This is a genomic window from Lachnotalea glycerini (assembly GCF_003201285.1).
GTDB classification, from domain to species: domain Bacteria; phylum Bacillota; class Clostridia; order Lachnospirales; family Lachnospiraceae; genus Lachnotalea; species Lachnotalea glycerini.
The window spans coordinates 562,471-586,772 of sequence record NZ_QICS01000001.1 but is presented as its reverse complement, the minus strand read 5'-3'; the positions used below and the strand labels follow the sequence as shown (position 1 = coordinate 586,772).

At 35.1% G+C, this 24,302-nt stretch carries 19 protein-coding genes; 15 read left to right on the top strand and 4 right to left on the bottom strand.

The window, feature by feature from the left end:
* The first annotated feature begins 172 nt into the window (after positions 1–172).
* The gene (locus C8E03_RS02440; protein ID WP_110290192.1) at positions 173–2,380 is read left to right on the top strand and encodes an alpha-galactosidase; all 2,208 of its coding nucleotides are present in this window, start codon (positions 173–175) and stop codon (positions 2,378–2,380) included.
* 118 nt (positions 2,381–2,498) lie between these two features.
* On the opposite strand, the gene C8E03_RS02435 is transcribed toward C8E03_RS02440, so the two are convergent.
* A complete protein-coding gene (locus tag C8E03_RS02435; protein ID WP_094378876.1) occupies positions 2,499–3,437 on the bottom strand; it encodes an AraC family transcriptional regulator in 939 nt (312 codons plus the stop codon).
* A gap of 376 nt (positions 3,438–3,813) precedes the next feature.
* Between C8E03_RS02435 and C8E03_RS02430 the strand changes: the two genes are divergently transcribed.
* From C8E03_RS02430 to C8E03_RS02380, 11 genes are all read left to right on the top strand, one after another.
* Positions 3,814–6,723, top strand: a complete 2,910-nt coding sequence (locus C8E03_RS02430) for an extracellular solute-binding protein (RefSeq protein ID WP_110290191.1) — start codon at positions 3,814–3,816, stop codon at positions 6,721–6,723.
* A gap of 13 nt (positions 6,724–6,736) precedes the next feature.
* Positions 6,737–7,675, top strand: a complete 939-nt coding sequence (locus tag C8E03_RS02425) for a carbohydrate ABC transporter permease (protein WP_094378880.1) — start codon at positions 6,737–6,739, stop codon at positions 7,673–7,675.
* A gap of 1 nt (position 7,676) precedes the next feature.
* A complete protein-coding gene (locus tag C8E03_RS02420) occupies positions 7,677–8,576 on the top strand; it encodes a carbohydrate ABC transporter permease (RefSeq protein ID WP_110290190.1) in 900 nt (299 codons plus the stop codon).
* Positions 8,577–8,596: 20 nt separating this feature from the next.
* Positions 8,597–10,108, top strand: a complete 1,512-nt coding sequence (locus tag C8E03_RS02415; protein ID WP_110290189.1) for an NHL repeat-containing protein — start codon at positions 8,597–8,599, stop codon at positions 10,106–10,108.
* A 19-nt stretch (positions 10,109–10,127) separates the two neighbouring features.
* On the top strand, positions 10,128–10,784 hold the full coding sequence (locus C8E03_RS02410) for a YIP1 family protein (protein ID WP_110290188.1): 657 nt from the start codon (positions 10,128–10,130) through the stop codon (positions 10,782–10,784).
* A 21-nt stretch (positions 10,785–10,805) separates the two neighbouring features.
* On the top strand, positions 10,806–13,370 hold the full coding sequence (locus tag C8E03_RS02405; protein WP_110290187.1) for a DUF5696 domain-containing protein: 2,565 nt from the start codon (positions 10,806–10,808) through the stop codon (positions 13,368–13,370).
* 58 nt (positions 13,371–13,428) lie between these two features.
* The gene (locus C8E03_RS02400) at positions 13,429–14,334 is read left to right on the top strand and encodes a carbohydrate ABC transporter permease (RefSeq protein ID WP_094378890.1); all 906 of its coding nucleotides are present in this window, start codon (positions 13,429–13,431) and stop codon (positions 14,332–14,334) included.
* Positions 14,327–15,331, top strand: coding sequence for a carbohydrate ABC transporter permease (locus tag C8E03_RS02395; RefSeq protein WP_110290186.1), 1,005 nt, complete (start codon positions 14,327–14,329; stop codon positions 15,329–15,331). Before C8E03_RS02400 ends, C8E03_RS02395 begins: the two co-directional genes overlap by 8 nt.
* Before the next feature lie 114 nt (positions 15,332–15,445).
* A complete protein-coding gene (locus tag C8E03_RS02390; RefSeq protein ID WP_110290185.1) occupies positions 15,446–16,894 on the top strand; it encodes an ABC transporter substrate-binding protein in 1,449 nt (482 codons plus the stop codon).
* 164 nt (positions 16,895–17,058) lie between these two features.
* Positions 17,059–17,721 carry a YesL family protein gene (locus tag C8E03_RS02385; RefSeq protein WP_110290184.1) on the top strand — a complete coding sequence of 221 codons (663 nt, stop codon included), beginning with the start codon at positions 17,059–17,061 and terminating at the stop codon, positions 17,719–17,721.
* Positions 17,722–17,911: 190 nt separating this feature from the next.
* Positions 17,912–19,639 carry an SGNH/GDSL hydrolase family protein gene (locus C8E03_RS02380; protein WP_110290183.1) on the top strand — a complete coding sequence of 576 codons (1,728 nt, stop codon included), beginning with the start codon at positions 17,912–17,914 and terminating at the stop codon, positions 19,637–19,639.
* Positions 19,640–19,737: 98 nt separating this feature from the next.
* Here C8E03_RS02380 and aroC read toward each other — a convergent pair whose 3' ends face one another.
* Positions 19,738–20,838, bottom strand: coding sequence for a chorismate synthase (gene aroC / locus C8E03_RS02375; RefSeq protein ID WP_110290182.1), 1,101 nt, complete (start codon positions 20,836–20,838; stop codon positions 19,738–19,740).
* A 339-nt stretch (positions 20,839–21,177) separates the two neighbouring features.
* On the opposite strand from aroC, the gene C8E03_RS02370 reads away from it, so the two are divergent.
* Entirely contained in the window at positions 21,178–21,924 is a 747-nt protein-coding gene (locus C8E03_RS02370; protein ID WP_110290181.1) for a GTP pyrophosphokinase, read from the top strand.
* 72 nt (positions 21,925–21,996) lie between these two features.
* On the opposite strand, the gene C8E03_RS02365 is transcribed toward C8E03_RS02370, so the two are convergent.
* A complete protein-coding gene (locus C8E03_RS02365; protein WP_110290180.1) occupies positions 21,997–22,251 on the bottom strand; it encodes a hypothetical protein in 255 nt (84 codons plus the stop codon).
* A 228-nt stretch (positions 22,252–22,479) separates the two neighbouring features.
* On the opposite strand from C8E03_RS02365, the gene C8E03_RS02360 reads away from it, so the two are divergent.
* On the top strand, positions 22,480–22,911 hold the full coding sequence (locus C8E03_RS02360; RefSeq protein ID WP_110290179.1) for a MarR family winged helix-turn-helix transcriptional regulator: 432 nt from the start codon (positions 22,480–22,482) through the stop codon (positions 22,909–22,911).
* Between the two features lie 38 nt (positions 22,912–22,949).
* Here the strand turns inward: C8E03_RS02360 and C8E03_RS02355 are convergent, their stop codons facing one another.
* Positions 22,950–23,207 carry a hypothetical protein gene (locus tag C8E03_RS02355; RefSeq protein WP_110290178.1) on the bottom strand — a complete coding sequence of 86 codons (258 nt, stop codon included), beginning with the start codon at positions 23,205–23,207 and terminating at the stop codon, positions 22,950–22,952.
* Positions 23,208–23,552: 345 nt separating this feature from the next.
* Here C8E03_RS02355 and C8E03_RS02350 point away from each other — a divergent pair, with 345 nt between their 5' ends.
* Positions 23,553–24,179 carry a flavodoxin family protein gene (locus C8E03_RS02350; protein ID WP_110290177.1) on the top strand — a complete coding sequence of 209 codons (627 nt, stop codon included), beginning with the start codon at positions 23,553–23,555 and terminating at the stop codon, positions 24,177–24,179.
* Positions 24,180–24,302 lie beyond the last annotated feature (123 nt).

Here is a 24,302-nt window from a genome sequence, read left to right as displayed (position 1 = left end):
ATAGGAAAGAAATAAGAAAATATAGTATGCTGTTATGTGATAAAAGTCTTGTGAATAGATGTCCAGAACCAGATAAAAGATGTCTGTTCTATGAAAGAAGTGTCTCATTCTATGAAGATTTTTAAATCGAAGAAAATATAACTGACTAGTATAGAAAGAAAAGGGTAAAAAGATGGGGATTCAATATTTTGAAAAAGAAAGATTATTTAAATTAGATACTCCGGGGAGCAGCTATTCGATTGGAATAATTGGAGAAGAAAACTTTGTGGCACATATTTACTATGGAAGAAAGATAAAAAGCCATCAATTAACTTATCTTATGGGATTAGGAGAACCGGCGAGTGTTCCGGATGAAAATTCTTTTGACCGTGTTACTTTTATGGGGTCATATCCAAAGGAATATCCCTCTCATGGACTGGGTGACTACAAGGAGGATGCTATTGGTATACGTACCAAAAGCGGGCATACCGCATTAAAGTTATGTTATAAAGAGCACAAAATCTATAAAGGGAAACCTAAGCTTCTGAATTTACCGGCCACCTTTGGTACAAAGGAAGATTGTTCAACATTAGAACTTATTTGCGAAGATAAACTTCTAAAAATAAAGGTTATATTAATGTATAACACGTTTGAAAATATTGATGTTATCACCAGAAGTGTAAAAATCATCAATGAAAGTGAAACAAAACTCTACCTTACAAAGGTGATGAGTGCCAGCTTAGATATGGATAATAAAAACTTCGATATCATTACCTTACATGGAGATTGGGCAAGAGAGTGCCGAATCAATCGGTATCCACTTACAATGGGTACTCATAACGTAAATTCTGTTTGTGGTAAAACAGGTCAACAGTCCCAACCTTTTATGGCGATGGCTGCACATACGACTGATCAAAACCAAGGAGAGGTCTATGCCATGCATCTTGTGTATTCTGGTAATTTTCTGACTCAGACCGCGTTGGAGCCAAGTGGTGCATTACGTTTTGTTATTGGAATTCATCCACAGGATTTTTGTTGGAAATTGGAAGAAAATCAGTTTTTTCAGTCCCCAGAAGCAGTTTTGGTATATAGTACAAAAGGGATCGGCGGTATGACTAGAAGCTTACATGATCTGTATAGAAAGCATCTGATACGTGGAGCATATTCCAACAAAAAGCGTCCGATTTTAATCAACAATTGGGAGGCAACTTACTTTGATTTTAATACTGAAAAGCTATTAGCGATTGCAAGAGAAGCCTCAAAGCTTGGAATTGAGATGCTGGTAATGGATGATGGATGGTTTGGTAAAAGAAATGATGACAGCAGTTCTCTGGGAGACTGGTTTGTAAATGAAGATAAATTACCCGGTGGTCTTTCCTTTTTGGTAAGTGAGGTAAACAAACTAGGAATGAAATTTGGTATCTGGATGGAGCCTGAAATGGTTTCACCAAATTCTGACCTATATCGTGCACATCCAGACTGGGCAATTGCAATTCCAGGCAGAAAAGCAGGTTTACGACGAAACCAGTATGTTTTGGATCTTTCCAGACAAGAGATTGTGGATGCTATTTATGAAATGATTTCAACGGTATTACATAGTGCAAATATCGAATATATCAAATGGGATATGAATCGTTCACTTTGCGATCTTGGCACACTTGGGCTGCCTCCTGACAGACAAGGAGAATTAATGCACCGCTACGTTCTGGGAGTTTATCAGCTACAGGAGCGTATGACGGCACAATTCCCCTATCTGCTTTTGGAAAACTGTTCGAGTGGTGGAGGGCGTTTTGACCCCGGAATGCTCTATTACGGTCCCCAGATATGGACCTCCGACGATAGTGATGCCATAGAACGACTAGCTATTCAGGAAGGAACAGCGATGCTTTATCCTCTGTCAGCATTGGGTGCACATATCAGCGACTGTCCCAATCATATTACCGGCAGAAGCACTTCATTTCATACAAGAGGTATGGTTGCTTTGGCAGGAACTTTCGGTTATGAACTGGATGTAACAAAAATACCGAAAGAGGACAAAGAATTGATTCCACAGCAAATAAATGAATATCATTTGTACAATGATTTAGTTCGGGATGGGGATTATTATCGAATTGCTTCTTATACGGATAATCATACCTACGACTGTTATATGGTGGTATCTAAGGACAAAAAAGAGGCACTTGTTACTTTTATTCATGTAGTGCTTCATCCAGGTGAGTTAATTCATACCATATGTTTTAAAGGGCTAAATCCAGATGCCGAATATGAAATTGATGGAGAGAATCGTACCTATACCGGTGAAGAATTGATGTATGGAGGCTATCAGTTCAATACTCCATGGGCCAGTGGTGATTTTACGGGACATTTGATTCACTTGTCATTAAAAAATAGCAATATTTGATGCCTATTCTTTTTAAAAAAATTGAGAGCAGTACCCATAAAGAGCTGATGAATACAGAGAGGAATTTATTACAAGCTTGTTAAACACAGCTTTCCATCAAAGAAAAGAGAGAAACTTATTAATTAGTATAATGTACTTTACTATATAAAGCTCTGTATTCACTAGGGGTACAATTTTTTTGATGTTTAAAAATGCGGTTAAAGGTGGTAATACTGGTAAATCCAGACTGTAAGGCTATTTCTGTAATAGAAAGATCTGGTTTGGCCAGTAGATTTTCTGCTGTTTTGATACGTTTATAACTAAGATAGTCATAGAAAGTAAACTCGGTATATTGCTTGAATAATCTGGTGAAGTGATATTTGGAAAAGCCACTATAAGAAGCAATATCATCTAAGGTCAAGTCTTCCATATAATGAGAATCAATGTAATCTAAAACATTATTGAATTTTTGCATATATTCTTTCTGCTTATAAATCCGTACATTTGGAAAAATATCAGTATTACTAACTCGGTTTCTGCCAAAGATGACAAACAGATTAATTAAATGGGAATAAATAGCAAGCTCACGGATTTCATTGTTGCCAAAATATTCATTTCTAATTTGTAATAGAAGCTGATAGATATCCTCGTATATTTGAGGATAGGTCTGTTTTGTCATATAAAGGCAGCTATTTAACATAGACTGGATACAGGAAAATCCTTTCAGTCTGCTGATATTAGATATATCAAACAAAAAGATAAAGCGTTTTCCTGTTTCAGGGGCAATTAACTGATGCGTTTCGCCTGATGGAATGATAAGAATTTCACCAGGTAAGATATGATAAGTAGTGGATGATGCAATTACCTCATAGTAATTTTCTACAGGTATAATAACTTCTAATGCAGTGTGCCAGTGAGGTTTAAAATTCTGATTCTGTTCGTTATACCAGATACGGATAATTGTATCATTCTGGTATTTGATGATTTCGTAATCACCTTCTACAATGCGTTCTTTCCAGTCACTGTTTTGCGTGTAAAAGTCTAAATGATTTCTTTTTATTTTATTAAATTTTGTCATATAATTTCCCCCCAAAATGATATGTGCAGAGATGGCATAAGAGCACAGATGTTACACTCTTATTTATGAAAAAAGATGCAAAAATATGCGATTAATACGAAAAAAATGCACGAAAGCACTAGCTAAATAGTATTATAACATATTACAAAGTAAATATTGTATAATAAAAGGAATAATAATCAGAATAATTAGGCAATAATTGCATATTAACTAGCAATAAATGATAAGCAGTAATATTTGAGAATGATATGATATTAATATAGTGAATTGGTATCTAAAAATAGATTGCTATACATTAAAAAGAAGGTTCTCTGATAGTAATGCAATAGACAAACAGTAATCTTTAGGAATGATTCAAAAAATAAGTGGAGGCATTATGAAAGCGGCTGTTAAGAAAGTATTAATAATGGTTGGAGTAGTTCTCGTAATAGGAATCATTTGCTTTGTCAAAAACAAGACGACAGTAAATGATAATTATGCTGATAAGTATGAGAGTACGGATCTTACCGCAAAGGTGGATGGACTGAGCCGGGAAGGTACTTATACAGAGTATTTAAGTAATCATGCTAATGCTGAATATCCAAAAGAGAACATTGACATTGATCTTTGCAATTATGATTCAGGTGAAAATATAGAGGTTTATCAAAATTATAAAGGGGAAGAAAAAGTTCTTTATACAAAAGATCAATCATCCGTTACATGGAGCGTTGATGTTCCAGAAGCAGGATACTACAATGTGTATATAGAATACATGACAGTGGAATCAAGAGGAGTTGTAGTGGAACGCTCCTTTCTTATTAATAATGTGAATCCGTTCAAGGATGCAGCAAATCTTACATTTAATAGATTATGGACAGATGACGAAAATGTAATTACGGATAACCAGGGCAATGAAATCCGACCGACTCAAGTAGAGGTATATGAATGGCAAAGTGCTTACTGCAAGGATTGTATGGGTTATGAAATAGAGCCATATCAGTTTTATTTTGAAAAAGGAAAAAATAAAATCACATTGGATGCAGTAAACGAACCTATGATTTTAAGGAAACTTGCACTGACAGCGATCGGTGAGAGAAAAGATTATATAATATATTGCAGTGAGCAGCCAATTATGAAAAATACTTTATCTGATTTTGAATTAAAGATTCAAGGAGAGGATTCTATTATGCGTTCGGAACCTTCTCTTTATGCAAAATATGACAGATCATCACCGACAACACAACCTTACAGTGTGACTAAAACAGTTTTAAACTATACAGGTGGTGAGGCATGGAACACTCCGGGACAATGGATTGAATGGGAATTTAATGTGCCTGAAGATGGATATTATAACATTACAGTAAAAGGCAGGCAAAACTATGCAAGGGGAAGCGTATCGTGCAGAAGCTTATATATAGATGGAGAGATTCCATTTAAGGAAGTTGAGACTATTTCCTTTGATTATGATAACGACTGGAATGTAATGATTTTAGCGGATGAAAAAGGAACACCATACAGATTTTATCTGGCAGAAGGTACACATAGGATAAGATTAGAAGCTACGCTTGGGAATATGGGGGAGATTTTGGAAGAACTGGAAGATTCCATCTATCGTTTGAATCAGATTTACCGTAAGATTTTAGTCTATACGGGGGCAGATCCGGATGACTATCGTGATTACAATATAGAACAGGTTTATCCAGAGGTAATCGAAGCAATGGATTTAGAATCAAAACGTTTATATAAAATCATTGACGAGGTTGTCGCCTATACCGGTCAGAAGGCAGAAAAAATTGCTACAGCCCAGACACTGGCCAGGCAACTGGAACAGTTTGTTGAAAGACCGGATAAGATAACGGTTAACTTTACTACATTTAAAGATAATATTACATCACTTGGTACTGCAATTTTAAACATGAGTGAGACAAAACTGGATATTGATTATCTAATTGTAAGCAATGATGGGAATGAGATAACAAAAGATAAAACCAGCGTATTTGCAAAGATATGGCATGAAATGAATTCCTTTATTGCCTCTTACTTTGTAGACTACGATGCTGTTGGCGATGTCTATCAGGAAGATAATGATGTTGTAAAAGTATGGATTGTAACAGGACGTGATCAGGGAAGTATTCTAAAAACAATGGTAGATGATACGTTTACTCCCAAAAGTGGAATTAAAGTCAATGTAGAAATTGTTGATGCCAGTGCACTTTTAAATGCAGTAGTGGCAGGAAGAGGTCCTAATGTAGTTTTATCTGTTGGAGCAGATCAGCCAGTGAACTATGCATTACGAAATGCAGTAGAGGATTTAACTCAGTTTGATACTTGCGATGAAGTGCTTAATTCTTTCTATGAGAGTGCATACCGTGCTTATGAATATAATGGCGGTTTGTATGCCATACCGGAAACACAGACATATAACGTTATGTTTTACCGCAAAGATATTTTGGAAGAACTGGGACTTGAAATACCAAACACTTGGGATGAGATGATTGAGATGCTTCCAACGATTCAGGGTAACAATATGGAGGTTGGAATTCCCGCAACAGCAAGTACCACATTACCTGACTTATCACTTTTTTATACATTGCTTTACCAAAATGGAAGTGATGTCTATGATGAGGATGCCAAAAAGACAATTATTGATAACGAAGCAGGCGTCCATGCATTTGCTATGTATACTAGCTTCTTTACTGAATACGGAATGCCTGCCGATTACGATTTTGTCAGCCGTTTTCGTTCTGGAGAAATGCCAATTGGAATTGCAAGCTATAGCATATATAACACACTGATAGTATCAGCACCAGAAATCAGGAGTTTATGGGATTTTACATTGATTCCGGGAACCGTTACAAAAGATGAAAATGAATGGGAGCATATAAACCGTTCTGATTATTCCACTGGAACCTGTAGCATGATGATTAAAACAGAGAATGAAAATACAAGGCTGAATGCATGGAACTTTATGAAATGGTGGGCACAGACTGAAACACAGGTACGTTTTGGTCGTGAATTGGAAGCATTGCTTGGTTCATCAGCAAGATATGCAACGGCGAATAAAGAAGCTTTCAGCCAGCTGGCATGGAGTGCCAATGATGTGCAGGTACTTCAAAAACAGTGGGCATCTACAGTGGGATTTCGGGAGGTTGCCGGTGGATATTATACCGGACGACATATCATCAATGCAGTTCGTAAGGTAATCAATGAAAAGGAAGATCCAAGAGAGACAATTCTCGATTACGCAATTACAATTGATGAAGAGCTTATTAAGAAACGAACCGAATTTGGACTTCCATTGGACTAACAGGGGGATAACAATGAAAAATTATGTAAAAAAATTATGTATATTGTGTCATTACGAGCTTCAAATTATGATAAAAAAAGCGAGAAAAAGCAAAGCCTGCTATCTATTTTTGGCACCATACGCAATTTTGTTTACTATGTTTTATATACTTCCGGTATGCACCTCAATTTTCTTTAGCTTTACTTATTATAACATACTAGAAGTACCCAAATATATAGGGTTACACAACTATATTAATTTAATTATGCAGGATGATATTTTCTTGACAGCAATCAAGAATACGTTTTTGATTGCTGTTATCACAGGACCACTTGGTTATATCATGGCGTTTTTGTTTGCCTGGCTCATTAACGAATTGCCCAGATGGCTAAGAACCATTGCAGTGATTGTATTCTATGCACCCTCCATTGCAGGAAATGTATTTGTAATTTTCTCCATTTTCTTTCGTGGGGATGCTTATGGTTATGTCAATGCATTGTTTATGAATGCAGGAATAATTGGTTCACCAATTCTTTGGCTGACCAATCCCCAATACATGCTTTCTGTCTGCATGATTGTTATTCTTTGGATGAGTCTTGGAACAGGATTTCTTTCCTTTGTAGCAGGTCTTCAAGGTGTGGATAATGCCCAGCTTGAAGCAGGTTACATGGATGGCGTTAAGAACCGTTGGCAGGAATTATGGTATATCACATTACCTAATATGAAACCAATGCTGATGTTTGGTGCGGTTATGACGATTACACAGGCGTTTGGAGTTTGTGATGTTACTATGGCTCTATGTGGTTATCCAAGTACGGATTATGCAGCAAGAACGGTAGTAACCCATTTGTACGATTATGGATTCTCCAGGTTTGAAATGGGATATGCGTCAGCAATAGCGACAACACTGTTTTTGATTATGATTTTATGTAACAAAGCAATTCAGAGCTTATTAAGAAGAGTGGGAACTTGATATGAGTAAAAAAATAAAAGATGAGACAATAAAGCGTCTAAAGCATAAAAAATTAAAAAAAAGAAAACCAAATCGTTCTTTCGCGGGTGATTTATTTATTTATTTCATATTATTTTTGTTTGCGCTGGCAATGGTATTTCCACTGGTATTTGCAATCAGTAGTTCATTGAAACCGTTAGATGAATTGTTTTTGTTTCCACCTAAGGTATTTGCACAGAATCCAACGCTGGATAACTTTCAGGATCTGTTCGTAACCATGAGTAAATCATGGGTAACTTTCTCTAGATATATATTTAACACCATATTTATTACAGCAGTCGGTACTGCCGGACATTTGATTATTGCTTCAATGGGTGCATTCGTACTTGCAAAATATGATTTTCCTGGTAAGAAACTTTTCTTTACGATTGTAGTAACTGCCTTGATGTTTAACGGATATGTAACAGCAATTCCTAATTATTTAATTATTAGTAAGCTAGGATGGATAGATACTTACTGGGCTATTATTATACCTGCATTTGCAGCGCCGATGGGTCTGTTTCTTATGAAACAGTTCATGGAAGGAATTCCAATGTCACTTGTGGAAGCCGCAATGATTGATGGAGCAGGTCTTGGAAAAGTATTCATGCAGATTGTTATGCCAAATGTAAAACCTGCATGGCTGACGTTAATCATCTTTTCTGTTCAAAATCTGTGGAATAACAAAGCTGCAACATTTATTTATTCCGAAGAGAAGAAAACACTGGTTTATGCATTGCAGCAGATTCAAAGCGGCGGCATTGCGAGAACAGGTCAGGCGGCAGCAGTAACTGTTGTTGTAATGATTGTTCCAATCACAATTTTCATCCTGTCGGAGAGCCAGATTCTTGAAACAATGGCAAGCTCTGGTTTGAAAGAATAATGAAGATGGAGAATGATAAGATGAAGAAAGGATTCAAAAGTCTGATTATGCTGCTTATAGCTGCTTGTATATTTTTTAGCTCTGTAACAGTGGGAAATGCAGACGATGGTTCAGAAAAAGGATATACCTACAATTATGATTATTGGGGAGATATTCAGTATTCACCAGATGCATACAGCACAGTAGGCGTGTATACATCAGTAGAATTGAAACTGGATAAAGGATTTAATAATGCGACAGGTATGTATGTGCATGGAGATACAGTTTATATTTGTGATACAGGAAATAACAGAATTGTAAAATTACAGCGAACGAATACAAATACTTTTGAATTGGTAAGGATTATTGAATATATCAATGGAGATATAGATGTAAAAACATTATCAGGTCCTACAGATATCTGCGTACCGGAAGATGGATATTTATATATTTGTGATAAAGGAAATAACCGTATTTTAAAACTAGACAATGATTTAAATTATGTAATGGAATTTACAAAGCCAATGGATGCAACCTTTGATCAGTCCACTGCATTTTTACCAAACAAATTAGAGGTGGATGGAACCGGCAGAGTTTACTGTATTGCTGACAATGTCAATAAAGGTATGATTAAATATGAATCCGATGGAACCTTTATGGGATTTTACGGAGCCAGTGAGGTTACCTATGACTGGACAGATTATCTTTGGAAAAAATTTGCAACGAAAGCACAGCGTTTGGCGCTTAAATCCTTTGTTCCAACTGAGTATGACAATTTATATATGGATTCAGAAGGCTTTATTTTTGCATGTACCACGAATGTCACTGAAGCTGGAATAGATAATGGAACAGATGCGCCAATCCGCAGGCTGAATCTAATGGGAAAAGATATTCTCATTGAAAATGGTAATTTTAATGTTATTGGTGATATTTACTGGGGAGATGCAGGTGGTTATAAGGGTTCTTCCTTAATGACTGATATTACAGCGCTGGATAATGGTATTTATTTTGCTTTGGATAAAGTGCGAGGAAGAATTTTTGGATATGATACCCAGGGAAATCTATTGTATGCCTTTGGTGGTAATGGTAACTTGGCAGGTTGCTTTAAATTACCGTCAGCAATCGAACATATAGGTAAGCAACTTATTGTACTTGATTCTCAGAATGCAAGTATTACCATATTTAATCCAACTGAATACGCAAGTCTGATTTATAAAGCAATCGAAGAATATGATGCAGGAGATTATGATGCCTCAGGTGCCACATGGCAGCAGGTAAAAGCCTTAAATGGAAATTATGATCTTGCCTATATTGGTATCGGAAGAGCCTTAATGCGTCAAGGAAAATATAAAGAGGCCATGTCCTATTTTAAACTGAAATGGGATGAACGCAATTATTCTAAGGCATTCAAACAATATAGGAAAGAGTGGGTTGAAGATCATATGGGATTCATTGTTGCAATTTTTATCCTTATTTTTATTTTACCAATGCTGACAAGAAAAATTAAAGCAATAAAACATAAGATTGACGTAGCAAAAATATTTCAAGATTGATCTAGAAACGGAGACAGAAATGCAAGCTTTATTAAAGAAAAAAGAAATATACAGCTCCTATTTTGCAACCCTAAAATATGCATTGTATGTTATTACCCATCCATTGGATGGTTTTTGGGATCTGACACATGAAAAAAGAGGATCATTAGCAGCGGCGAATACAATAGTTATCTTAATGTTAATGGCCAGAATTATGAAACTTCAATTCACAAGTTTTTTGTTCCTAAAGGTTTATTGGGAAGGAATCAATATCTTCTTATATATTGCAAGTATGTTATCTCAACTGGTATTGTTTTGTGTAGGTAACTGGGGGTTAACAACCTTGTTTGATGGAAAGGGGAAATTGTCACAAATTTATATGGGAACTGCTTATGCGTTAACACCATATCCACTGCTACAGTTTTTAATGATTCTTTTTAGTAATGTAGTGACAGATGAAGAGGGAGCTTTTTATTTTTTTGCAGCCGCCCTTTCTATCGGATGGACGGCAATCCTAATTATTTGTGCCATGATGCAGATTCATGAATATACAATAAGCAAAACAATTTTATTTATCATTGCCTCGTTTTTTGCAATGCTGGTTATGATATTTATTTTATTATTGTTTTTTAGTATGATCACCCAGGGAATTGCATATTTTGTTTCCATCATGAAAGAAATCATGTTTCGAATGTGACAGGTTGGAGGGTAAAAGGATATGAAGAAAGTCAAGGCAGTAACAATTGTTAAGAAACTGATTCCTGTTCTGTTTTTACTGGTGATTATAGCAATCATTTTAATAGTAGTAATTTATAAAGAGGAAGAAGAACCAGAAGAGATTATTAGGGTGAATGAATATGAAGCTTTGGATAATAAAATTACATTGGAGAATGATAAACTGAAATTCGTTATGGATTCGTCTACCACACAGTTTTTGGTAACAGTAAAATCCACAGGAAAGACGTGGTATTCCAATCCACAGGATGCAGATGAGGATACCATAGCACTTTCCACGGATATTGATAATCTGAAATCAACACTTCTTCTGACCTACAGTACAATCAATGGTGTTGATACACTGTATAACAATTACAAATACAGTATGTCAACTGGACTTTATAATATTAAAGCAACCAATGATTATGTCAAAGTATATTATTCTATTGGTGAGGTAGAAAAAGAGTATATTGCTCCAAGAGTCATTTCAGCAAAACGGATGGAAGAGTTGTTATCTAATATGAGTCATACGAATGCCAACACAGTGGAGCAGTATTATAAAAAGTATGATATTAACAATCTTGGTAAAAAGGATGACAAGAATGAGCTGTTAAAACAGTATCCGATTCTTGAAAATGAAATCATTTATGTAATACGCGATGGTATAAAAGACAATTTAAAGAAAAAATTCGAAACTTATTTTAGTGATGCAGGATATACAGAAAAAGAATATGCAGAAGAAAAAGAATTATATGTAATTGATTCTTCCTCAACAAAACCGGTATTTAATATCAATATGGAATATAGCCTTGATGACAGTGATCTGGTAGTAGAGATTTGCAAGGATGAGATTGAGTATAAAGAAGATTATCCACTTCTTACTTTAAACGTATTACCATTTTTTGGAGCCGCAGGAACTTCAGAAAAAGGATATATGCTAGTTCCAGAAGGTGGTGGCTCTATTATTCATTTTAATAATGGAAAGACAGTACAAAACAGCTATTATTCCAATATGTATGGATGGGATATGGCACAGGGAAGAACTTCTCTGGTTCATGAAACGAGAAACGATTATGGTGTTTATGGAATATCAAATAGTGAAGAATCTTTTATCTGTATGTTAGAGGAGGGGGCTGCATATGCATCCATTCAAGCTGATATCAGTGGAAGAATCAACAGTTATAATTATGTAAATGCCAGTTACAGTATTTTACACAGAGAACAATGTGATGTTGCAGATAAGTATAATGGAGAAATGTTTGTATATGAGCAGAGTATTCCAGAGGAAGATATTGTAACACGTTATCGTTTCATTAATTCTGGAGGTTATGTTGATCTGGCAAATGCTTATCATGATTATCTAGAGGAAAAATACGGCGACAAATTTACAGAAAATGATGATAATGATGTGCCAGTTGCAGTTGAAATCATTGGTGCCGTTGATAAGGTAGGACAGGTGCTTGGAGTACCTGTTTCCAAAACATTAGAGCTTACTACTTATCAAGAAGCAACAAAGATGATTGAGACGTTGAGGGCGAATGGAGTAACCAATATGTCTGTCAAATTAAGTGGTTGGATGAATGGAGGAATCAAGCAGACTATACTTACCGATGTTCATTTAATCAAAGAATTGGGAAGAAAAAAAGATTTCAAAAGTTTAACCTCTTATGCAACTGAGAATGGGATTAATATTTATTTAGATGGTGTAACAAATTATGCATATAATAACAAGCTGTTTGACAGCTTCTTCATATTTAAAGATGCAGCAACACTGGCAAGTAAGAAAAAAGTTGAGCTTTTAGACTTTGACCCCATTTATTATGGCAAACAGGAATGGATGGATTCCTATTATTTATTAAAACCAGAATTAATTACTAAAATGATGGCAAATCTTGCAGATGCAGCAAAAACTTATAAAGCGGCAGGAGTATCATTTAGAGATATTGGTTATCAACTTTCGGCAGATTACAGCCAAAAGCATTTGGTTAGCAGACAGCAGGCAGAAAATGAACAGATAAAGCAATTAAATAAAATTAGTGATTTAAGTCTTGGCATTATGACAAATAAAGGAAACGACTATACGCTTGGTGCTACGGATTTTATAACCAATATGGACTTAAATGGTTCAGACTATAACATTATTGATGAGACGGTTCCATTTTACCAGATTGCCATTCATGGTTACGTTAATTATGCTGGAGAAGCATTGAACCTTGTAGGAGATAATCAGGAGGAGCTTCTTAAGTCAGCAGAATATGGAGCTGGATTATATTTTACATTTATGGAGGCGGATACCTCAATATTACAGAATACATGCTATACACAGTATTATGGAGCAAGCTTCGATGCATGGAAAGACAATATGCTTACCATATATCAGAAATACGAAAAGAATCTTGGTGGTACTTTTAACCAGCGAATAACAGATCATGAAATCATAGACAGTGGAATTACCGTAACCACCTATGAAGATGGAACAAGGGTTTATGTGAATTACAACTATGAAGACTACAAAATAGCAGGTGGCAGTATTCTGCCGGCCAGAGACTATTTGGTAATTCGATAATAATGATAGAACGCGTCAGTGTATCAGACTGAGGATTTGGAAAGGGTTGGTTTATAGGATGAAGAGGCAAAAGAAATATAGGGGTATTCAAAGAAGAAAAGCAATATCAGGATATATGTTCATAATGCCTTTTATAATTGGATTTCTGACATTTATGGTAAAGCCTTTTATTCAGTCGCTTTACATGAGCTTTTGTAATGTGGAAATAAGCTCTGACGGATTTTATTTGGTATTTGCTGGACTTGCAAATTATACCAGATCATTTACTGTTGATACAGAATTCAATAGAATGCTAACAGAAACTATTGGAAAAATGACTTATAATGCACTGGCAGTCATGGTATTTAGCTTTTTTACAGCTATGATTCTAAACCAGAAATTCAAAGGGCGTGCATTTGTCAGAGCAATCTTTTTCCTACCAGTCATCTTATCCTCAGGGGTTATTCTTGGGATTGAATATAATAATTCATTACTGGCAAGTGTACAGGATGCAATTCAGGAATCGACGGGAAATGCAAGCATTACGAGTGTCATTCAGAAAATTTTAACGACTAGTGGAATGGCTAACAGAGCACTGGAAAAGGTATTTGAAATTGTAGAAGGAGTATATGATGTTGCAATTGCATCAGGGATTCAGGTTATAATTTTCTTATCCGGATTACAGACAATTTCAAAGAGTATGTATGAAGCAGCAGAACTTGAAGGTTGTACCAGTTGGGAAAGCCTTTGGAAAATTACGTTTCCAATGATTAGTCCATTGTTTCTGGTTAATTGGGTTTATACGATTGTAGACTTTTGTATGAGGTCAGATAATCAGGTCATGGAGAAAATCAGCGATACCATGATTGTTGATTTAAATTATGGCTTTGCTTCGGCAATGGCTTGGGTATATTTTGGCATTGCAATTACAATTATAGGCATAAGCTCACTCATTATTTCAAAAGGAGTTTATTATTATGAATAAAGAACAGATGCAAAAAAAATACATCAGTTATTGGGAACGGAATAAAAAAACGAGTGGTTATCTGTTAAAAAAGGATATCAAAAATTTAATTTATCGAATCATACGTTTTTTTCTTTTGTTTGGTATGTGCTTCCTGATATTGCAGCCAATTTTTAATAAAATATCTATTAGCTTTATGGCTGAAGAGGATTTGTATAATGCAATGGTAATTTCAGTGCCTGAGCATTTTACCAGTGCCAATTATCTGCTGGCAGCACAGTTTATGAGTTACTTTAGTACTCTTCGTAATACTCTGCTGGTATCTTTAACAATTGCTGTATTGCAGATTATAGTTTGTACGGTGGCTGGCTATGGATTTGCCAGATTTGAGTTTCCATTTAAAAAGTTCTGGTTTGCATGTGTCATGTTAGCTATTATTATTCCACCCCAGACAATCTCATCTTCTTTGCATCTGCATTTCAGATATTTTGATATCTTGGGGATTGCGAATTTGACGATGGGACACACCATAAACTTAAGAGGCTCTGTACTTCCTTACTATTTGATGAGTGCAGGGTGTATGGGACTGAAAAATGGTTTATATATCTATATGATCAGACAATTTTTTCGAAACATACCAAAAGAAATGGAAGAGGCAGCTTATGTGGATGGTTGTGGAACATTTAAAACATTTATCCGCATCATGCTTCCGGATGCAAAACCAATTGTAACATCCTGTTTTTTGTTTTCTTTTGTTTGGCAATGGACAGACAGTTTTTATTCAAAGATGTTCCTTGGAAATGTAAAATTACTTTCCATTCAGTTGCAACAGATTGGAGAAAAATTAAGTAACTATATGATTTATACACTAAATCAGGCGACCGGAGCATCGGTTGGATATACCGAGTGTATCATTTCTACTGGTACTCTTATGGTTATTTTTCCACTATTGATTCTGTATCTATTTGCACAGAAAGGGTTTGTAGAAAGCTTAAGTAGTACTGGTATTAAAATGTAACGATATTTTTTCTGGAGTGCCAAAAACTGTTGATACAACAGGAAATCAAATGGAATATCATTTGCAGCCGTGAATTTATTAATTAGAGAGAAGAATCTAAAGGAGGAAATTGAAATGAGTCAATTGAAACGAATATTGGCAATTATGATGGCAGGAATTATGCTTATTGGTATAACTGCATGTGGAGAACCTTCCGATGAAGCATCATCTACGGTTGGAGAGACATATGAAACAAAGGATGCGTTAACTGAAAATACGAAAGAGGAAGCAGCAGTTACAGAAGAAGAGGTTGATCAGTATATCATTCTTACTGACGAGGATGGAAATCCATATGATTTGGGTGGCATGGAAATCATTATTGCAGATTGGTGGAGTTCAGGAGAAGAGGAGGAAGCTGTCAGTGCATATGATGAAGCACATCAGGAATATTTAGACTGGATTCAGAAAACCTATCACTTCACAATCAAGCAGCAGGCAATTACTTCATGGGGGGATGTACCAGAGGATTTTGTAAACTATGCGACTACTGGTGGTGAGGAAAATTATATCTTTACTTTGTATCAGGGAAGTGCATTAACATCAGCGCTTATGAGTGGTTTAATGTATGATCTTTCAACATTGGATTGTCTTGATTTTTCTGAAGATAAGTGGGAAACTGTAGTAACAAATTTAATGACAATTGGAGATGCAACCTATGGCATGCGAGGTATTTTACATGAAGCAACGGCAGGTATTTATTTTAATAAGAGATTATTAGAGGAATCTGGTATTGATCCGGATTCTATCTATGAATTACAGGCAAATAATGAATGGACATGGGATAAATTTGAAGAACTCTGCCAACAGGTTCAGAAAGATACAGATAATGACGGTGTCATTGATCAGAATGCTATGACAAACTTTACAAGTACTTTATATCCAGCAGCTGTTTTCTCAAATGGGGGAGAATTTATTGGAAAAGATGAAAATGGATACTATAATGCGCTTGAAAGTGATGCAACTTTGGAAGCTTTAAACTGGGCGCTTGATATGATTGACAAATACGAAATGATATATCCCGAAGATGCGGAATGGGATTATACCTATACAGCATTTGCAAATGGTGAAGCAGTATTTACTTGTGCAGAATCCTATAAAGCTGGTGAATGGTCTGATATGGAGGATGACTTTGGTTTCGTTTGCTTTCCAATGGGACCTTTGATGGATCATTATGTAAACTACGCACATGACAATGTATATGTAATTCCTTCTTGCTACGATGAAGACAAAGCTTGGAAGCTTGCTTTTGTTTATAATCTATATACAGATCCAGTACCAGGGTATGAGGATTCAGAAACATGGAAATCTGGTTATTATCAATCCTTTAGAGATACAGAATCGGTAGATGAAACACTTGCTATCATGGTTAACAGTGGTGTTCCTATGAATGAAAAAGCAATCAATGGTATTGACATGGGATCAGATCTTTTCTGGAGCATAAGTAAGGATAACACTCCAGCACAAAAAGCAGAATCGATTAGAAATACATGGCAATCCTATATTGACCAGACAAATAGTCAGTAAGATAAAATGAATGATATTTAAATGTATGTAATAATGAGTATTGAGAATACGAAATTCTTTGCGGGGTGGTATGCATTGGCTGCCATCCCATGATTTGTCATTTGTAAAATGTAACATTGTAAGATGTTAAAATTTGTATAGAGGCAGTGTGAAATGAGGTAAATATGGAAGAGATTTTTAGGCTGGATGGAGTGATTATGAACTTTTTGTCGAAAGTATCTGATATTTGTATTATAAGTATTTTATGGTTGTTATGCTGTCTTCCGATGGTCACGATTGGAGCATCTACAACAGCAGCATATTATACAATAGTCAAGGTGGTAAGGCGTCAGACTGGAACACTTCATCAGGAATTTGTTAAATCATTCAAGAGTAATTTTAAAGATTCATTACTAACTAATCTGATATATTTGGTAATAAAAGGAATTCTGGGAGTCAACATATGCCTTGTATTCCAATCATTAGAGACAACAAATTCCTCTTTTGCACTGGATCTGCTTTTTATTTATGTAATATTTTTTTTATTAGTGATTGGAGTAGAAATTTATACATATCCGATTTTGTCAAGATTTGTTATGGGAAGAATTCAATTGGTAATGTTTTCAATAATGTTACTGTTTCGACATTTTCCGACAACACTGCTTTTCATTACATTATTTATTTTATCCGTGGTTATCATGATTGTTTTTCCTGTTGGGGTTATTTTTATGCCTGGATTTTGTCTCTATTTCTATAGTAATTTCATGGAAAAAATTATACGTAAATATATGACAGAAGAGATGAAAAAGACATGGGATGAGTTGGGAAAAGTTGAGAAAGAAAATTAGACATGGGGACATAAATTCTGAGAACTCGCAAGATAAGAATAGTAATTAACAAAATCTGAGAAGAAATGAATGAAAAAGAAAGCTATAATAAGAAAAGAGATGAGGATGTTGGTAATGGGTAGGTAGTACATAAGCTGGCAGAATTTGATCAAATTCAGAAAGTAGATAGCAATTGAAAGGAGGAGAAAAAATGGAAGGACCAAAGGCACCAAGGGATCCTGAAAAGAGACGTCCGTATTTTTATATTATGCGGGGAAAAGAGATTTTTGGAGCAAAACAGACAGATGGAAAAGGGGTTCAGTTTATTTTTGAAAATGATGGACGTTTGATTAATAGTGCCCAGATTACTGGTAATATTGCAGACCAGGAGATTTTGGATTTATTAAAGACTACGGACGGATTTCGAAAATTGATACATAGTATTGGTATTTCAATTGAAACGGAGAATACAGAAGATAGTGTTGAATTTGTATTTCAAATGTACGGACAAAAGGATGTGTATGGAGGTGGTTCACTTCTTATATTGAAACTAAAAGGGGATGGAGCAGAGAGTAGAATTTATCTATCTGATGTTCTGTGGACAGAGGATGATTTTGAACCAGGACAGATTAGATTTGTTTTTGATGTTCCAGAAAAGATTGCAAAAGCCAGTGTACGTTTTTACCTCAATGAGGGATACTCAGCGCCAATAATAATAGACGAAGAGGAAGTTGATGTCAATTCAAAAGATTACCAGATCATGATTGCACGCTCCTTAATGCAGACTGGTAATGCAGTCCGTATTATGAAAGCCATCAGAAAGGCACGTGCAGGAGAGGATGTTACACTTGCTTATATCGGAGGTTCTATTACTCAAGGAGCAGGAGCTATACCAATTAATAAAGAGTGCTATGCATATAAATCTTATCAGGAGTTTGCATATAAGTATGGAACGGGTGATAATGTACATTATGTTAAAGCAGGAGTAGGCGGGACACCATCCGAGCTTGGAATGCTTCGTTTTGATCGGGATATTTTAAGGGACGGCGTACAGCCTGATGTGGTAATTGTTGAATTTGCAGTTAATGATGAAGGTGATGAGACAAAGGGAATATGCTATGAGAGTCTGGTAAAGAAGATTTTAAAGCTTCCAAATCATCCGGCAGTCATATTGCTTTTTGCTGTATTTGCAAGCGACTGGAACTTACAGGAGCGGCTTTCACCAGTAGGAAAGCTTTATGATCTTCCCATGGTAAGTATTCTTAATGCAGTAACACCTCAATTTAAATTGAACAAAGCACAAGGAAAAGTTTTATCTAAAAACCAGTTTTTCTACGATGTATTTCATCCAAGTAATATAGGGCATACTATTATGGCGGACTGTCTGACTAACTTATTTAAGCTGTCAGATAGTATGTTGGATAGTAATAAAAGTGAAATACCAGATGATCCAACAGAATCACTTTTATTGCAAAAGCCAGTCCTTGGGGATGACTTTACAGAAGTAAAACTAATAGATAAACAGATGAAATGCAGTATTTTCAAGATTCAGCCTGGTGATTTTACAGAAACAGATAAGGAGCTGCAATGTGTGGAAATGGATGAAAATCTAATGGGGACACCCGAATTTCCATATAATTGGATGTATGATGGAACAAATGGTGTTAAAAAGCAACCTTATCTAGAATTAAAGATAAATGTAAAAGCATTTTTTGTTATTTCTAAGGATTCTGGAGCCATGGATGTTGGAAAAGCAGATATTTATGTGGACGGTAAAGTGGTTAGAACCGTAGATCCTCATCAGAATGGCTGGATTCATTGCAACCCTATACTTGTTTTAAACGAAACCGAAAGTAAGGAACATGTTATTCGGGTACAGTTAGCTTCTGGTGATGAAGATAAAAAGTTTACTATCCTTGGCTTTGGCTATGTAGCATGAAAGGGATGCTATATGATGAATGTTGATAAATTGCTGCATTGTTATACAGTATCAAGAACTTCTGTCAAGTAGACAGGAGTTCTTATTCTGTAATCCGTTTAGCGTTTTTCCCAAAAGCGTTTAATGGAATCCATATTTGAGGTCATACTCATAAATAACATATCAAGCACAGTAACTGCAACCATAGATTCTACTACCACAACAGCTCTTGGTACAATAATCGGGTCGTGACGGCCTTTAATATTAATATTAATATTTTCACCTGATTTATTGATGGTTTTCTGAGACGCAGCAATGGATGGAGTAGGTTTTATAGATGCTCGCAATAAAATATCAGTACCATCACTGATTCCTCCAAGTATCCCACCTGAATGATTCGAAAGCTTTATGATATTGCTGTTTTCATCATATTGATAAGCATCATTATTGCTTAAACCGGTTGCTGTTGCAACCTCAATGCCATCCCCGATTTCAAAGGCCTTTACAGCTCCGATGGAAGTTACAGCCTTAGCCAGATTTGCATTCAGCTTCTCAAAAGCAGGTTCACCTACCCCGGCAGGTAAATTTGAAATAATACATTCGATTTTCCCGCCGGCAGAATTATGGTTTTTTATACATTCTTCAAGATAAGAAGAAGCATCAAGAGCTGTATTGGCATCAGGCATATAAAGTGAATTGTTCATAATTTCATTTCGATCAAAAGTATGAATTTCAAAAGGACCTATGGATTTTGTATAAGCAAAAATGTCTATTCCAAGAGTGTTCAAAATTTTAGAGGCAATTGCACCGGCAGCTACACGGCCAATAGTTTCTCTGCCTGAGGACCGTCCGCCACCTCGATAATCGCGAAACCCATATTTCACATCATAGGTTAAATCGGCATGTCCCGGTCGATAATAATTTGCAATCTCACTGTAATCACCAGAACGCTGTGTTTGATTATAAATAATCAATGAAATGGGAGTTCCAGTTGTCTTACCGTCAAATACACCGGACAGTATTTCAACAGAATCTTCTTCTTTACGCGGGGTAGAAAATTTAGACTGGCCGGGTTTTCTTCTATTTAAAAATAACTGAATATCTTCTTCACATAAATTAAGCCCTGCAGGGCAACCGTCGACTACGACACCAATTCCCTTGCCATGTGATTCACCCCATGTGGCTATTGTAAATAAGTTTCCTAATATTGAACCTGACATAATGACCTCCATTGTATGATAAAACAAGTATTTATTTTTTATAAAGTTTTTCATATCTATTTTTGTTTATAGAAGAAATGGCTTCTTTTCTCATTCTAGTATAGAGACAGGTTCCCAAATTTGCAATATAAATATTAGCAAAATTATAAAAATTTCATAATAAATATAACTATTATTCTTATAATATTCACATTTTTATGTTATAGTATTTGTGAATTTTGTGTTAGTTTGATACTTACTGACGAGTGGAGTAGAAATATGAAATCGGGTAATGAGGGGTTACAAGATTAATAGGAGTATTCTTAACAAGGATAAAAGTAAGTAAGAGGTGATTAATTTATGGCAGATTTAGAGCAAAACACAGAGGTTGGGCAAATTAGTGTAATTGGTGATAAGGAATTAATTAAAAATCCTGAATTTTTTATTAATCAAACATTACAATTTCAAGAGCTTATGATGATGTATGATTGTGCTATTAAGGAAGTAAAAACTAAATTGGAGGTTCTGAATGCTGAATTATCGGTAAGATATAAAAGAAATCCCATTGAGTTCATCAGTTCCAGAATTAAAAAACCTGTAAGTATAGCCAAAAAACTTCAAAAAAAAGGTAAAATAATCAGTGTTGATTCCATTGAAGAAACGCTATCGGATGTTGCAGGTGTACGAGTGATTTGTTCATTTGTAGATGATATATACGAAATTGCTTCCATGCTTGTAAGACAGGATGATATTGCTTTGGTAGAACAAAAGGATTATATTAATGAACCCAAATTAAATGGTTATCGAAGTTTACATTTAATAATAGAAATACCGGTATTTTTTTCCGATCAAAAGAAAATGATGAGAGTAGAGGTTCAAATCAGAACCATTGCAATGGATTTTTGGGCAAGCTTAGAGCATCAGTTAAGATATAAGCATGTAATTAATAATGAAGAGGAGATTACAAAGGAATTAAAGGAGTGTGCTGATATTATAGCAGCTACTGATGTTAGGATGCTTAGTATCAGAAATAAAATACAGGAAAATACGAATGAAGAGGATTTCCTTGATAAGATGGAAAAGTTTGATTTGTCGAGTTTTTACTAACTGAAAATAGGAAGAAAAATCTTCCTATTGTTAAGACTGCTAATGTATATTGCAAACGTTATGTTTTTTAATTTATTCTTGTATATCAAACATTTTCCAAGTGTGTTTTGATACATTATATATTAGTTCTAAAGTGGTTTCCTGATTGAGTATCTGAGCCTTGCATAAGTAGCGGATAAATTTAATATTTCTTAAATAGAATTCTTTATAATTTAAAATTTGCTTTATTTCTACCATTTGAATACCGTGATTTCCGTCTTCAAAGCGAAAGTACATGGGTGAATATTCTGAATTATTATGAAAAGCAGAAAATATTTGTACTGGCATAAGAAACCTCCTTTATAATAATGTGAACTTGTTTTCTTACTATAGTATGTGTAATGCTTGTCTTATTATTCTAATTCGAAAATGTAGATAGTACATGAATATATAGTGAAAATTAGATGAATCATACATATTATGGAATTTAAAAGAAAATGATAAAATCTTAAACCTAATTGATTACAATATAATTGTATGATAGAATAGTAAAAACATTAAAAGTTAGGAGTAAAAATGAAAGATGATTTATTAAAGTTGGAAAATCAACTATGTTTTCCATTATATGCATGTGCGAAAGAAGTAGTAAAACAGTATAAACCATATTTAGATGAAATTGAGCTTACCTATACTCAATATATAACCATGATGGTATTATGGGAAAAAAAATCTTTAAATGTAAAAGCACTTGGCAAATACTTATATCTGGATTCGGGAACATTGACTCCATTACTTAAGAAGCTTGAAAAACAGGGATTTATAAAAAGAGAACGTTCAACTCAGGATGAGAGAAATTTAATCGTTACAATTACAAAGGAAGGTGAAGCCTTAAAGAACAAGGCGATTGAAATACCTGCAAAGATTGGAAGTTGTATCAATATTCCGGAAGAAGATGCAAAAGTATTGTATCGCATTTTATATCAAATACTAAATCAGATTGTGCAGTAAAACGCAAATAAAAAACGTTTTACTGCATCTGCTTGCGATTAGTCAAAAGGAATGAAATAGTTCTGACCATCAGGCGTAGTAATCGTCAAGGAGCTTAAATTAAATTCATCGTCAAAAATGGTAAGATTATATTCGAAGATATCATCATTATCATGCTTTGACATGAATACATAGCTTCCATTTTTCTTGCCGTCCACTTCATCGCAGATTTCATTATAAATATCAAAACCGCTTATACTGGATAAATATCCAGAAGCTTTAATCAGATTTTCTATAATTTCATATATATCGTCCATAAAACCTCCATATAAATTATTTTTTAAAGTAATAGGAAATTGCGTCCTATTACATTAAAATGTTCCGCGGGATGCGCACGAATGCAAGTGGAAAATGTCACTGCGTGACTGCATTCGACGCGGCAAAGCAGTCAAGTCCCTCATGAGTGAGGGATTAGGGAGTTGGTGCGGACTTGTCCACTTTGTTCTTAAAATCTTTCATATTGTAACATATAATTGGAATTATGGAAATGAAAATGTAACAGTGTGCGTGTAACATGAATAAAATGAGTATTAGGTATTGTAGTATTTTTATGGTATAATGTTACAGAGAAACTTTATCAAAATCAGCAGGAGGGATGAGTAATGAAAGTTTTACTAATAAACGGCAGCCCGAATAAGGAAAAGTGTACGTATACGGCACTTAAGGAAGTTGCAGATCAATTAAATAAAAATGATATTGAGACAGAGATATTTCATATCGGAAACAAACCAGTCAGAGGCTGTATTGGGTGCGGAAAATGCTCATCAAATCAAAATCGATGTGTATTTAATGATGATACAGTGAATGAAGCTATTGCGTTAATGGAGGAAGCAGACGGTTTAATTATTGGCTCTCCGGTATATTATGCATCTGCTAACGGATCATTAATTTCATTTCTTGACAGAATGTATTATGCAGGAAAAACTTGCTTTGCGTATAAACCTGGTGCAGCAATAGTTTCTGCCAGAAGAGCGGGTACTACTGCATCATTAGATGAGTTAAATAAATATTTTACAATAGCCAAGATGCCTGTTGTGTCTTCACATTATTGGAATATGGTTCATGGAAACACACCACAAGAGGTTAAAAAGGATTTAGAAGGTATGCAGATACTTCGAGCATTGGCAGATAATATGGCATGGCTTTTAAAGTCAATTGAAGCAGGTAAAAAGGCCGGTATCACATTACCTGAAAGTGAAACAAGGGTAAGAACTAGTTATATTCGTTAAGAGCTTCGTCTCTTAGAAAAATGTCAGATTATACATTATAGTTGCTGTTGAATATATTGTTATTCAGATGTATAATAACTGTATATGTCAAAGCGTAGAGATATGAAATAGAGTGAAATAATT

Bases quoted from the DNA above. Each gene is read 5' to 3' on its own strand.
- C8E03_RS02440 (WP_110290192.1), top strand. From the start codon at position 173: ATGGGGATTCAATATTTTGAAAAAGAAAGATTATTTAAATTAGATACT.
- C8E03_RS02435 (WP_094378876.1), bottom strand. From the start codon at position 3,437: ATGACAAAATTTAATAAAATAAAAAGAAATCATTTAGACTTTTACACG.
- C8E03_RS02430 (WP_110290191.1), top strand. From the start codon at position 3,814: ATGAAAGCGGCTGTTAAGAAAGTATTAATAATGGTTGGAGTAGTTCTC.
- C8E03_RS02425 (WP_094378880.1), top strand. From the start codon at position 6,737: ATGAAAAATTATGTAAAAAAATTATGTATATTGTGTCATTACGAGCTT.
- C8E03_RS02420 (WP_110290190.1), top strand. From the start codon at position 7,677: ATGAGTAAAAAAATAAAAGATGAGACAATAAAGCGTCTAAAGCATAAA.
- C8E03_RS02415 (WP_110290189.1), top strand. From the start codon at position 8,597: ATGAAGAAAGGATTCAAAAGTCTGATTATGCTGCTTATAGCTGCTTGT.
- C8E03_RS02410 (WP_110290188.1), top strand. From the start codon at position 10,128: ATGCAAGCTTTATTAAAGAAAAAAGAAATATACAGCTCCTATTTTGCA.
- C8E03_RS02405 (WP_110290187.1), top strand. From the start codon at position 10,806: ATGAAGAAAGTCAAGGCAGTAACAATTGTTAAGAAACTGATTCCTGTT.
- C8E03_RS02400 (WP_094378890.1), top strand. From the start codon at position 13,429: ATGAAGAGGCAAAAGAAATATAGGGGTATTCAAAGAAGAAAAGCAATA.
- C8E03_RS02395 (WP_110290186.1), top strand. From the start codon at position 14,327: ATGAATAAAGAACAGATGCAAAAAAAATACATCAGTTATTGGGAACGG.
- C8E03_RS02390 (WP_110290185.1), top strand. From the start codon at position 15,446: ATGAGTCAATTGAAACGAATATTGGCAATTATGATGGCAGGAATTATG.
- C8E03_RS02385 (WP_110290184.1), top strand. From the start codon at position 17,059: ATGGAAGAGATTTTTAGGCTGGATGGAGTGATTATGAACTTTTTGTCG.
- C8E03_RS02380 (WP_110290183.1), top strand. From the start codon at position 17,912: ATGGAAGGACCAAAGGCACCAAGGGATCCTGAAAAGAGACGTCCGTAT.
- aroC (WP_110290182.1), bottom strand. From the start codon at position 20,838: ATGTCAGGTTCAATATTAGGAAACTTATTTACAATAGCCACATGGGGT.
- C8E03_RS02370 (WP_110290181.1), top strand. From the start codon at position 21,178: ATGGCAGATTTAGAGCAAAACACAGAGGTTGGGCAAATTAGTGTAATT.
- C8E03_RS02365 (WP_110290180.1), bottom strand. From the start codon at position 22,251: ATGCCAGTACAAATATTTTCTGCTTTTCATAATAATTCAGAATATTCA.
- C8E03_RS02360 (WP_110290179.1), top strand. From the start codon at position 22,480: ATGAAAGATGATTTATTAAAGTTGGAAAATCAACTATGTTTTCCATTA.
- C8E03_RS02355 (WP_110290178.1), bottom strand. From the start codon at position 23,207: ATGGACGATATATATGAAATTATAGAAAATCTGATTAAAGCTTCTGGA.
- C8E03_RS02350 (WP_110290177.1), top strand. From the start codon at position 23,553: ATGAAAGTTTTACTAATAAACGGCAGCCCGAATAAGGAAAAGTGTACG.